The 13,379-nt window shown below is 29.2% G+C and carries 10 protein-coding genes; 1 reads left to right on the top strand and 9 read right to left on the bottom strand.

The features are described 5' to 3' along the window. Nucleotides 1-225: 225 nt before the first annotated feature. The 6 genes from glgA to M2214_RS12415 all read right to left on the bottom strand — a co-directional run bounded on the left by glgA (nucleotide 226) and on the right by M2214_RS12415 (nucleotide 7,667). Complete coding sequence (glgA, locus tag M2214_RS12390; protein WP_248478805.1) at nucleotides 226-1,662, bottom strand: glycogen synthase GlgA; 1,437 nt, start codon at nucleotides 1,660-1,662, stop codon at nucleotides 226-228. A 141-nt stretch (nucleotides 1,663-1,803) separates the two neighbouring features. Next, nucleotides 1,804-2,652 carry an aminoglycoside phosphotransferase family protein gene (locus M2214_RS12395; RefSeq protein WP_248478814.1) on the bottom strand — a complete coding sequence of 283 codons (849 nt, stop codon included), beginning with the start codon at nucleotides 2,650-2,652 and terminating at the stop codon, nucleotides 1,804-1,806. Between the two features lie 110 nt (nucleotides 2,653-2,762). Next, nucleotides 2,763-3,887 (bottom strand): glucose-1-phosphate adenylyltransferase, encoded by a 1,125-nt coding sequence (locus tag M2214_RS12400; RefSeq protein WP_305879801.1) that lies wholly within the window; start codon nucleotides 3,885-3,887, stop codon nucleotides 2,763-2,765. 106 nt (nucleotides 3,888-3,993) lie between these two features. Then, nucleotides 3,994-5,502: a YfcC family protein gene (locus M2214_RS12405; RefSeq protein WP_248478823.1), complete on the bottom strand. Its 1,509-nt coding sequence runs from the start codon at nucleotides 5,500-5,502 to the stop codon at nucleotides 3,994-3,996. Between the two features lie 18 nt (nucleotides 5,503-5,520). Next, nucleotides 5,521-6,864: a M20 family metallopeptidase gene (locus M2214_RS12410; RefSeq protein WP_248478827.1), complete on the bottom strand. Its 1,344-nt coding sequence runs from the start codon at nucleotides 6,862-6,864 to the stop codon at nucleotides 5,521-5,523. A 119-nt stretch (nucleotides 6,865-6,983) separates the two neighbouring features. Beyond that, a complete protein-coding gene (locus M2214_RS12415) occupies nucleotides 6,984-7,667 on the bottom strand; it encodes a Crp/Fnr family transcriptional regulator (protein ID WP_248478829.1) in 684 nt (227 codons plus the stop codon). A 145-nt stretch (nucleotides 7,668-7,812) separates the two neighbouring features. Here M2214_RS12415 and M2214_RS12420 point away from each other — a divergent pair, with 145 nt between their 5' ends. Further along, nucleotides 7,813-8,898: a GerAB/ArcD/ProY family transporter gene (locus M2214_RS12420; RefSeq protein WP_248478844.1), complete on the top strand. Its 1,086-nt coding sequence runs from the start codon at nucleotides 7,813-7,815 to the stop codon at nucleotides 8,896-8,898. A gap of 12 nt (nucleotides 8,899-8,910) precedes the next feature. Here the strand turns inward: M2214_RS12420 and M2214_RS12425 are convergent, their stop codons facing one another. The 3 genes from M2214_RS12425 to M2214_RS12435 all read right to left on the bottom strand — a co-directional run bounded on the left by M2214_RS12425 (nucleotide 8,911) and on the right by M2214_RS12435 (nucleotide 13,352). Next, the gene (locus M2214_RS12425; protein ID WP_248478846.1) at nucleotides 8,911-11,142 is read right to left on the bottom strand and encodes a diguanylate cyclase; all 2,232 of its coding nucleotides are present in this window, start codon (nucleotides 11,140-11,142) and stop codon (nucleotides 8,911-8,913) included. 143 nt (nucleotides 11,143-11,285) lie between these two features. Continuing rightward, nucleotides 11,286-11,876: a class I SAM-dependent methyltransferase gene (locus tag M2214_RS12430; RefSeq protein ID WP_248478855.1), complete on the bottom strand. Its 591-nt coding sequence runs from the start codon at nucleotides 11,874-11,876 to the stop codon at nucleotides 11,286-11,288. Between the two features lie 150 nt (nucleotides 11,877-12,026). Then, nucleotides 12,027-13,352 (bottom strand): MATE family efflux transporter, encoded by a 1,326-nt coding sequence (locus M2214_RS12435; RefSeq protein ID WP_248478857.1) that lies wholly within the window; start codon nucleotides 13,350-13,352, stop codon nucleotides 12,027-12,029. Between the last annotated feature and the right edge of the window lie 27 nt (nucleotides 13,353-13,379).

The raw sequence follows: 13,379 nt of genomic DNA on the forward strand, positions 1-13,379 counted from the left end.
AATAAATCCTCCTCTGTTATAATTTGTATAATTTCTAAAAATTCTGTACACTGAAATAATACAATATCCGCCTTAACTTGTCGAATAGAATTTTCCTATTGTAGAATCATATTCCATTAAATTTTTCTATAAAAACATTATTTAAATATTTCATGAGTTGAAATTCTGCATCTTACGTAGTCTATACGGTTGAAAAATTAGAGTTAAGGGTTTAGAAAAAATCCCTTAACTCTTAATTAAGCTCTCATATAACTTTTTATATTCATTAGTAGAATTTTTCCAACTATAATCTGCTCTCATAGCATTTTCAATAATTTTTTCCCATGTACATTTATCTTTATAATACTTTAATACCATGTTAATTGTATTAATCATATCATCACCCTCACAGTCTATAAAAGTAAAGCCGTTCCCCTCTTCAGTAAATACATCGTATTCATTGATCGTATCCTGTAATCCTCCAGTTTTTCTTACAATAGGAATACTTCCATATTTAAGAGCAATTAGCTGAGCTAATCCACAAGGTTCTCTTAAAGAAGGCATCAAGAATATATCAGAAGAAGCATATATTTTATGAGCTAAAGCCTCATTAAATAAAATATTAGCCGATAACTTTTTAGGATATTTATCAGCAAAATCCTTTATTTTAGATTCAATTTCAGGATCGCCCATTCCTAGAATTACCATCTGTATATCTTTAGATAATAGATTATCAAGTATAGGAATCAACAATTCTATTCCTTTTGTATACGTTAATCTAGAAACCATAGCAATTAACGGGACTTCTTTATTTATTGGCAAATTTAATAATTTTTGTAGATTAACTTTGTTTTCTACCTTATTCTGTAAACAAGTTACATTATATTTAACAAAAATATCATCATCCTTACTAGGGTCATAAATGTTACAATCTATTCCATTTATAATTCCATATAAATCATTCTTTCTCTTTCTTATAGGACCATCTAAACCTTCACCATACGATGATGTTTGTATTTCTTTGGCATAGGTCTTGCTGACAGTTGTAACTAAGTCAGCGTAATTGATTCCTGCCTTCATAAAACTTACTCCTTTGTAAAGTCTAAGGGCATCATCATCATAATACTTCATTCCCAAGTTTAATAATGATTCTAGTATGTTTTTATCATAAATTCCTTGGTACTTTAAATTGTGTATGGTAAACACAGTTTTAATATTTGAAAATATAGGATTATTCTTTTTATATTCTTTTAATAGAGGACAGATCATGCCGCTATGCCAATCATTACAATGGATAATATTTGGTTTAAAATCTATATTTTCTATTGCTCCTAGTACAGCTTTGCAAAGATAAGAAAATCTTTTATCATCATCATCAAATCCATATATGCCGTCCCTTTCAAAATAATATTGTTGATCAATAAAGTAAAATGGAATACCCTCATATTCTAAATATTCAATTCTACAATCTTGTTTTTCCAATCCTACTGGGACAGTAAATTCAGTAATGCATTTCATATTACTTTTAAATTCATTCGAAATCTCCTTATATTTTGGAATTATAACTCTTATATCAATTCCAAGCCTTCTTAGTGCCTTTGGTAGAGAAAATGCTACATCTGCAAGTCCTCCTACCTTTATAAAAGGAAAAGCTTCAGATGACACATATAATACTTTTAACATTTTATCAGCTCCTTTATATCTAGCATAGAATACTCTCTACCTATTGAATTCACTAGATTTATACAAAGACTTCATATGATTAATGTAGTCTTTAATTTAATTATTATAATTTAGTACACATTTAAAAAAGATTGTTATTAACTATTTATATGTCTTGAGTCTTCTTCTAATTTCAGCAACAAGTTGTTCCTTTTCAAATTTAGGTATTATACCGACAGATAATCTACGAGCTGCCATAGGTATAATCCAAGAATCTATATCCTCATAAGTAATATCTGACAGCTTCGTATATTCATCTATAAACACTTTAATCATTTCTTCTTTAATTAAATTAATATACTCTGCAGTTTTACTAGTAATATTTCTTGGTGATATTGCATGTCTAACCATTGGTAATATTGCATATCTAATCATAAGAATATATTCTGCTAAATCAACTTCCGGATTGCCTATTGAAGCATGCCTCCAATCAATCAATAACGGTCTATTGTCTTTAATTAATATATTATTCATATTAGGGTCTCCATGGCATAATTGTTGTTTTATGGGTATGCTATTTAAAATGTCAATAACTAATTTTTTCTCTGAAGTCGTTAGATAATCCGCCTGATTTATAGAACATATAATAGGTTCTCTTTGCGACGGAATATTCTGAATTGTCTTTTCATGTGTCTCACTTAGAATTTTAGCTGTTGTTCGCGCAATATCTTCGTAATTCAATCCTTTCTGATTTACAAAGCGTTCCATCAATGTTTCCCCATATATACGTTCAAATACAATTCCTGGACGACCATCAACATCTACCAATTTGAAAGGCTGTGGTACAGATACTCCACTATCCCAAGCAACTTGACTATTTAAATACTCTGTTAGCATTGCTTGATGTCTTTTTTTATTCTTTGCTAACTTAATTATTTTCTCATTATTTTCCCACTCAAATATCTCAGCAGAAACGCCTTCATTAATTTTTCTACCAATTTTTGTACTCATTTTCCCCCCTTATAATCCGCATATTCGTTCTATGCCATAATATACTAACTAAAAATATATACGCTATTTTATACAATTGAGTTCTTTGCATCTTTTCATATAACTTTCCTCTAGGTATCATTTACAATAAAAATTTTATCATTTCTATTTTTTATTATAGTCTCTGATTTTACAACAACGTGCTCCATTACAATAACCCTTTCCAAAACTACATTATTTTTAATAATAACATTAGGCATAACTACTGAGTCTATAACTTTAGAGTTTTTCCCTATATACACTCCTGGAGATAAAACTGAGTTTTGTACTTCTCCATGAATAATACATCCTTCACCTAAAATGGAGGATTTAACTTTGCCAGTTTTACCTACATAGTGAGGTGGATAATTATAATGTTTTGAGTATATATTCCAATTATTATCATATAAATTTAACTCACTATTTTCTTTTAGTAAATCCATATTTGCTCTCCATAAACTTTCCACAGTTCCTACATCCCTCCAGTATCCCTTAAATTCATAAGCAAACATATCTAATCTATCCTCTAACATTTTTGGAATAATATCTTTTCCAAAATCATTACTAGAGTTAGAGTTTTTTTCATCTTCAATTAAATATTTTTTTAGTACATTCCAATTAAAAATATACACTCCCATTGAAGCCAAATTATTTGTAGCATTTTTTGCCTTTTCTTCAAATTCATAAATTCTATTATCATTATCTATATTCATTATTCCAAATCTGCTGGTTTGCTCCCATGGAACTCTAGTAGCAGCAATGGTAACTAATGATTCTTTCTTTTTATGATATTCAAGCAATGAATAATAATTCATTTTATAAATATGATCGCCTGATAATATCAAAACATATTTAGGTTCATATATATCTACAAAATCAATATTTTCATATATGGCATTTGCAGTTCCCTTATACCATCTACCTCCTTCTAATCCTATATACGGTGGTAAAATGGTTACAGTACCATTTGGCCTATTAATATACCAATCAGTTCCAATTCCTATATAGTAATTTAATTCTAAAGGGTTATATTGTGTCAGTACGCCAACAGTATTAATTCCTGAATTACAGCAATTACTCAAGGTAAAATCAATAAGTCTATATTTTCCTCCAAAGCGAACTGCAGGCTTTGCCATATTATTAGTCAATTCTCTTAACCGTAATCCACGGCCTCCTGCTAATAACATTACAACTATTTCTTTTTTTGACTTTATCATACCTTGTTCCCCCTTCTCACTTCATCTTATTCACTCATTCCTAAAGTGTTCAGATAAAAAAGGGTTATAATGATTAAAAAATCATTATAACCCTTTTGATTTTATTTTAGATTAAAGCTTGTACTAATAACATGATTCCTGAGAATGCTGCTATTATACCCATTAGAGGCATTATAAATTTCAGCCACTTATCATACGTTACATCTACCATAGAAAGAGTTACTAATATAAGTCCTGTAGGAGTTATAAAAGCCATTAACCCTTGTCCATATTGATAAGCACTAACAATAACATCTCTTGGAAGTCCAACAGTATCTGCAAGAGGTGCCATTATAGGCATAGATAAAACTGCAAGACCTGATGATGATGGAATGAAGAATCCTAATACACTGAATATAAACAGCATTAATATAGCGAATACTCCTCCATTCATTCCTTGAACTACATGAGTAGCACTATTAAGTATTGAATCAGAAATAAGTCCATTATCTAGTATTAAGTTAACCGCTCTTGCAACCCCGATTGTAAGTCCAACACCTACTAGATCAGCAGCTCCTGCAACAAAATTATGAACGGCTTCCTTCTCACCCATTCCTGAAATAGCACAAATAAGAATACCTACTACTAAGAATAGTGATGTCATTTCTAAGAACCACCATCCTTGAGATGAAACACCCCAAATCATAACACCAAAAGCGGCTGTGAATAAAGCTAGCATAAGCTTACGTCTACCAGTAAACTCAGGAACTTCTTTATCTTGATTTAAGAATTTCTTCTCTAAGTCTTCTTTTTGAGTAAATATAAGAGACTTTGATGGATCTTTCTTAATCTTTTCAGCATACTTGATAATATATACAATAGTTATTATAGTAGCTATTACAAGACCTGTAGCTCTAAATGCAAGACCATTTGTAAATGATATTCCTGCTGCATTAGATGCTATAACTGAAGAAAAAGGATTCACAGTTGAGAACATTGTACCAATAGATGAACCCATATATAAAGCAGCTATACAAACAATTGCATCATAACCTGCTACCATAAACACCGGAACTAGTATTGGATAAAGCGCTATCGTCTCTTCTGCTAGTCCAAAGCTTGTACCACCTAGAGCAATTAAGAAAGTAACTATAACTATTAGTAAGTACTCTCTTCCTTTTGTTGCACGTGAAAGACTTGCAAAACCTGCATCAAATGCTCCACTATTATTTAATACTCCTATTATACCTCCAATTATAAATACAAACATAATAATATCTATTGTTTCATAAACCCCTTGAATAGGAGCTTGAATAACCTCTTTAACTCCTTGAGGTCTGCTTTCAAGTTGTTCATATGTATTAGGAATTGCTACAGCTTTATAAATACTTCCATCTGTAAATTTAGCAACGTCTATTTTTATTCCTAATTCATCAAGAGTTGCCTGTGTTCCCTCATATTCTTTAGTAGAACCATCTGGTGAAGTAACAACAAACATTTGTGTAGAATCATCATACAACAGTTTACCATAAGAACCAGCTGGAACTGTATGAGTTAATACTGCTGCTAAAATTAATACAATGAATAATACAGTATAAGCAGTTGGGAAACTCATTTTTTTCTTAGCTTTTGTCATTTTAAATATCCTCCTTTATTATTTTAATAATTTAACTAAAGCTGACGAATAAACCTGTATTGCTGTTTTTATTTCATCTAGCTCAATGTACTCATTTGGTTGATGTTCTGTCTCTTTTGAATATGGAAAGGCTGGTCCAAAAGCTACACAATTATCCATAGCTCTTGCATAAGTTGCTCCACCAGATGAAATAGGCTGGCTTTTTGTGTCGCCAGTAACTTCTACATAAGAGTCCATCAAAGTTTTTACTAATTCTGAATCAAGAGGAGTATATATAGATCTTAAGTAATCATTTTCCTCAATATCAAAACCATATTTTTGTGCTACTTCATTCAATCTACTCATAACAAAGTCCTTTTCAACAGTTACAGGAATTCTAATATCTATATTTAAAATTTCTTTGTCTTCATCAATGCTTATCTTTCCAATATTAAACTTCAAATTACCTGAAGCTTCATCTGTACATTCACCAAATATCTTAGTTGCAAGTGCATCTTCCATGATATTATCTACCACAAAGTTTATAGCTTTTGATTTAAGTCCAATTTTATTCATAGCTATTAATAATCTAGTTATAGAATTTACACCTTTTTCTGAATCTTTAGCATGCACGCTTTTCCCAATAATTGTTATATTATTATCTTCTCTTTTGTATTCAAATCCTAAATCTTTAAGAGCTTCTTCTAGCTTCTGTGGATTTTTAGATTCATAAGACATGTTTGAAGGAACAGAATTATAGGCATCTCCACCATTTAATCTTATGTCTGTTTCATTTTTAGCAACTAAATCAACTTGTAAAAGACCTTTTTCTGCATATATTAATGGAAAATTAGCATCTGGAGTAAATCCATAATCAGGTATTATCTCTTTTTTGTTGTATTCAGTTATTCCCTTCCAAAGGTTTTCTTCATCTGTACCATATATAAATCTTATCTTCTTATTAATTGTAGCATCAGAATCTAGTAATGCCTTAAAAGCATACATTGCAGCAAGAGTTGGTCCTTTATCATCTTGAGTTCCTCTACCAAATAACTTTCCATCTACGATTACAGGATCAAAAGGATTAGTATTCCATTTTTTTAAATCTCCTGCTGGAACAACATCTAGGTGTCCCAATACTCCAACCATTTCTTCACCACTACCATATTCAGCATACCCATAATATCCATTAGGATCATAATATGTTTTAAATCCTAGTTTCTCAGCGATTGATAGCATTTCTTTTAAAGCATCGTCTATGTTTTTTCCAAAGGGATAATTACTATTATCTTCTTCATATACACTTGGTATTTTGATTAGGCTTTGAAGATCAGCAACAAAATCATTAAAATTTAATTCTATTTTCTCTTTTATAATTTTCATACGAAATCCCCTTCTTACTTTTTTTTATGTTTAATAGAAATTTTATATAAAAATTTTATTTTTTTCTGTTGTCTAGGTCACAATTTGTCAAAATAAAAACAACCATGGCTACGCCATGGTTATTCTTCTATTGGTATATTTGTTAAATTTTTCAGACCTTCTATATCTTTTATTATTAATTTCCTGTCTTTTACTTCTATAAGATTCCTATCTTTAAAAATTTTAAGTCCATTCGTAACAGTAGTTCTATTAAGCCCTATTCTATTAGCTATTTCTTCATGAGTTAATACTATGCTTATATAGTTTTTGAAATTTATATTTATATCTTCTGTGTAATAAAGCCTTACTAAAAAGTCCGCTAGTTTTCCAGTAGAGTCATTGAATTTAAAATTACTAAGCTCCATCATAATCATTCTTTGTTTTCTTATTACACTCTTCAAAAAATAATTATACATATTAGGAAATTCTATTAGCTTAGCTTCTAAAATTTCTCTACTAATAATTGATACTTTAGCGTTTTTTAATACCTTATGCATAACAAAGGTTCTACTATTATCAAAAAAATCTGTTTCTCCAAATATATCTCCAGCAGTCATTCTAAAAAAAATTATCTCATCACCATTCTTAGAATACATAATTTGATTAAACTCACCTTCAAGAATAATATAAATGTTATCTGGACTTTTTTGATTTATAACCTGACCTTTTCTTAAGGTTTCAATTTTACCATAACGCGACAAATCATTTAAAAAAAAGCTATCCATTTCTTTTTGTGTTTCTTGGTCAAAAATTTTTTTATACATAAATAATACCTCTCTAAATAATAGTACATACTTTTATATTTTAACATGTTAATCATTTGCTTTTCAATGGTAACACACGTATGTATGAAAAAATACATTTTTGTTAAAAATATTATTTAGAATATATAATTTGGAGGCTCTTATAGTGAATAGAGAAATTATTTCTGATAAACAAGGGATATCTATCGTTGCTATTTTTATAGCGGGAACATCTTCTATACTATCTCTTGGACTTGACGCTGAGAAAGATGTGTGGTTAGCTATTACATTATCTATAATTATGGGTATTATTGTTTCTCTTATATTCATTAGACTCCACCTTATTTTTTCTGATAAAAATTTATTTGACATTTGTGAAATTTGCTTTGGAAAATTTATAGGTAAGATATTTATACTATTATTTACTTGGTTTTCTTTTGAAGAAGGATCTCAAGTTTTAATAAATAACAGTCAATTCATTAGAGATACTGCTCTTCCTAAAACCCCTATGATTATGCCTAGGATTGTTTTTTTAATTTTATGTTTTTGGGCTGTTAAAGAAGGAATTGAAGTAATAGGTAGATGGTCAAGTTTTTTTATTGTACCCTTTGTAATATTTGTATTTATTACAGTATTATTATTAGTTCCTAAAATGGATATAAATAATATTCTTCCTGTATTAGATAAAGGAATAAATCCTGTACTTAAAGGAGCTTATTCATCATTTACATTTCCTTTTGGAGAAGTCGTAATGTTTTCAATGATTTTTTCACGTTTTAAAACAAAAAAATCGTATTATAATGTCTACATATTAGGTTTATTAATAGGAGGAATATGTGCTTTACTTCTTTCTTTATCCACTGTTTTAGTTGTAATTCCAACAGAAGCTTTACAAAAATATTACTCTTCATATGATACAGCTACAAGAATAGATATAGGTGATTTTATTCAAAGACTTGAAATAATATCATCACTTGTATTTGTAATAGGAGGTTTTATTAAAATAAGCATACTTTTGCTTGCTTCATGTATTGGAATCAGTAAAATATTTAATTTTAGTGATTATCGCTTTATAGTAATACCAATTTGCTTACTTCTTCTTAATTTATCATTTATTGAATTTGACAGCAGAATGGAATTTGTTGATTGGAATAATTCAGGATGGCTTTATTATACTTTTATATTTGAGGTTATTCTACCTGTTATTGTACTTATTGCTGCTGAAATGAAAAAACATAAAAGATGCCCTTAATAAGAGCATCTATTATCCCTCCTCACAATCTTCCTGAACTGTTTCAATAAATGTCTCTACTAAATCAGGATCAAATTGAGTTCCTTTGTTTTTTCTTAATTCCTTAAAAGCTTCATTTTGAGACAAGGCTTTTCTATATGGTCGATCAGATACCATTGCATGATATGCATCTGCAACACATACTATTCTAGCATGTACAGGAATATCCTGCCCTGCAAGTCCGTCTGGATATCCGTTTCCATCCCATCTTTCATGATGGTTTCTAACACAAGAAATAATTATTGGATTCTTTACAATATGTTTTGCAATATTATATCCTAATATAGTATGATTTTTTATTATATTAAATTCTTCATATGTTAGCCTAGTTGGTTTGTGAATAATATCATCAGGAATTCCTATTTTACCGCAGTCATGTAATAATGAACCTATCCTTAATATATATTTGTCTCTTACTGATAACTGTAGCTTTTCAGCAAGTAGAAGTGAGTATCTTGTAACAAGTTCAGAGTGTTTCCCAGTATACACATCCTTGGCATCAATAGCTGCACTTATAGCAAATGCAGAGTCTATCAATGTTTCTTGTTTTGCAAATTCAGCAGAATCCTGTGTTATTATTTCATCTATCTTTTCATTATATATGCAGCACTGGTTGCGACCATTTTGTTTTGCAAAATACATAGCCTTATCAGCTTTTTCTATTAAATCCTTTGCATCTATCGAGTCATCAGGGTATGATGCCATACCAATACTAATGGTAACCGGTAGGTCACCAGAATACTGTTGGATTTTTTTAGATTTTATAATATTAGTTCTAATATTTTCTGATAAATCAAACGATTTTTCCATAGTATAATTATCCATCATAACAACAAACTCTTCTCCACCATATCGAAAAATCAAACCCTTTTCTTGCACTAACTCCCTTATAATGTTTCCTACTTCTTTCAAAATAATATCTCCTGTATTATGTCCATGAATATCATTTATCAATTTAAATTTGTCAATATCACAAAATAACACTGTTATCGCTCTACGACCTGACTTTATTTTATCATTAAAACATTCATAGAAATATCTATGATTATATAATGAAGTTAAACCATCTGTATTAGAAATCAACCTTAGGCTTTTATTTTCCTTTTTATAACAACAAATACTATCATTCATTTGATTTAAAGATTTTACAAGACTATTGGAAAAATCAATAAATTCATTTGATCCCTTCGTTTCCACATGTATCGGTGAGTTTTTCTCTCTCATTTTAGCAATTTCGTTTTCAAGCTCCTTCATTGGTCTAACAATTATATTTTTTAATTTAATACCTAATAGTAGACTTAGAATACAAGCTAAAATAAAAATTCTAAAAGCATTCTTATGTATTAAACTAAGCGTAGAGAGAAATATATCCCTAGATTCAACAATATAGAGTTTTCCTATTTTTTCGTCAGAAATATCTTTAATAGAGATACTTCCAATAATATTTGATTTTCCTAACTCAAATGTTTTTTTATTATTTGATTTAGTGGTTATATCAAAATACTTTTCAAATTCTTTACTTATTTTTGTATTTGAAACAAACTCATTTCCATATAAAAAAAAGATATCGTATCCGAACTTACCTTTTATGTTTTGAAGGAATTCAGGAGTAATTTTCTTACCAAAAATAACCACACCTCTCGAGGGACCTTCATAATCTGATAAAAGAATAGGCGAAACTCCTATAATGTACAGACTTCCGTTATACACCTTCATGCCACTTGGATAGTTCTTCTTTTCGTCATACTCTCCACTTAATACTGCACCAATCATATTATCATCAAATAATTCCGTATCATCAATATATTTTAACCCATATTGGTCAATAATTTCTCTATTTCTATTAGCTATAAGTATCAAATCTATACCAAAATTATCTGGAATCCACTCAGAATAATTCTCTTTAAACCATCCGATATCTTTTTCTTCTATTTTCTGATAAAAATCATCCCATACCCCATTATCCCTTGCTATTTTTCCCAAATCCAATGCCTCTGATTGAAAAATTTTATTTGCTTTCTCCGCTTTTTCTATTATATTTGACTGCTCTATTCTCGAAAAATTTTTAGAAACAACTATATTATTCAATATTAAGTAGGTGATTAATGGAAAAATTGAAACCAATAACATATAAGTTCCCACTTTAAATCCTAAATTGTTTAATAAATTTTTAATGTTTGTTTTGAACATTCTAATTATCCTCATCCCCCCTAAAAAGATCTTTTATGTACTATTTTTTCGAAAGTATTGATTATAAAAATAGTATAGCAAATATCCGCTATACTATTAAGTATTTCCTTAATCTTTTTGAAATTTCTACATATTTTTTCTATCATTTAATTTTTTATTTACTCTTTAATACCTATTCCTTTAATAAATATAAAACATGCTTTGCCAAATCTTTCAAAATCGACAACTTTAAAATTAGTCTTTTGTATGAGTTTTAAAGTTTCTCTATTTACATTGCATTTACCTATCATTTTCCACACTCCATTTAATCTGTTTAGAAGTTTTCTATAATGTCCTTTTTTTGGCAAAACATGCTCAATAAAATACATTCTTCCTCCAGGCTTTAATACCCTGAATACTTCACTCAATGCTAACTCAGGATTATCTATTGAACAATATATCAAAGTGGAAACAACTGAATCAAATGTATTATCAGGAAAAGGAATATTTTCTGCATTTCCTTCTACATAATTAATATTCATAGATTTGTTAAACGAATGATTTTTAATAATATTGTTAAATTCCAAATCCATTATTGTTAATTTTGATATTTTTTCATTTCTATAATAATTGAAGTTAATGCCCGTACCAGCTCCTAATTCTAGTACATTTCCATTTACTTTAGATATTAGATTACTTCTGCGCTCGTGCAAAGCTTTTTGTTCAAATGGTTTCATAAATATATTGAATATTATTGGTTTTAATTGCATTATACTTCTCCCTTCAATCCAGTCCCTAAATACTTATATTACTATTATATCTATACCTCAATATATTAGCAAACATGATCCTTTTGAGTTATTTGAACATTAGATGCAGATAACCTCCTTGATTGCCCTAAGGTAATTAAGGAGGTTATTCTATATTTTAATTTCTTTATTATTAAGTTTCAAATCTGCTTTCTTTACATATACTAAGTACATTATTAAAAACAAAGTAGCAACCTCACCTAGAATAATCGAACTCCAAATTCCTATGTCTCCTATCATTAAAGGTAGCATTATTAGAGAAACTGTTGTAAATACCATCCCTCTGTTTGCAGATATAATATTTGCTATCTTTGAGTTTTCTGTTGCTTGGTAATAAGTTATATTAACTATGTTTATTGAAGCTATAACAAATGAGAAACCATAAATTATCATAGCATCATAAGTTAATTTTATAAGTGTTTTATCTGAATTAAAAATACTAATTATCTTATCTCCAAATACCAACAATAATAAATATATTACTAACGAAGCTACAAAGTTAGTTTTTACTCCCATTTTGAATACTTTATTTACCTTTTTATAATCTTTCTTTCCATAGTTATAACTTAACAATGGTTGAATTCCTTGAGAAATACCAATAAACAACGCTAGAAGTACAGTACTTATATAACCAATTATACTAAATCCTGCAATACCAATTTCTCCAATTCTTCTGATTATAACCTGATTAAAAGCAAATACACTGATTGCTGGAGATACTTGAACTAAAAACTCTGGTGTTCCTGTTTTTAAAATTCTTATAAGATTAGCCTTATTTAGTCTAGGTATATATAACTTTAATGTTCCTTTTTTTCTAATAAAATGAGTTAAAAGAAGGAATACACTAGATAATTGACCTAATCCTGACGCTATTGCTGCACCAACTATTCCTAAATTTAAAATAAATATAAAAACGTAATCTAAAACTATATTAGTTATTGCTCCCAAGATAAGAGAAATCATAGCTAACTTTGGATTCCCATCATTTCTAACAAAAGCACTTAAGGCTAAGCTTCCTGAAAATCCAATACCAAACATCATATAATAACGAAGATATTCAGCCGTCCCTTTTATCAACTCATCACTTGCACCTAACATTCTAGATATTTGCGCTGGGAAAAGTACACTCACTATTGAAACTACACCTGTTATAGCTATTATTAAGAATATACTTTGTAAAAATATATTATTACCTTCCTCATGCTTATTCTCTCCAAACTTTATAGACATTATTGCTGCCCCGCCCATAGTTATCATCATACTTATAGCTATCATCAGCGTTGTAACAGGTAAAGCTACATTTATTGATCCTAAAGCTCTTGCGCCTACTCCTCTACCAACAAATACTCCATCAACAACTATATAAAGTGCTGAAACCATCATACCTATTACAGATGGAACTGCATATTTTCTAAACTCTTTCCATAATGACTTCATATTTCATCCCTCCTATAAAGAGATTAT

It is taken from the genome of Tepidibacter aestuarii, from assembly GCF_934924865.1.
Taxonomy (GTDB): domain Bacteria; phylum Bacillota; class Clostridia; order Peptostreptococcales; family Peptostreptococcaceae; genus Tepidibacter_A; species Tepidibacter_A aestuarii.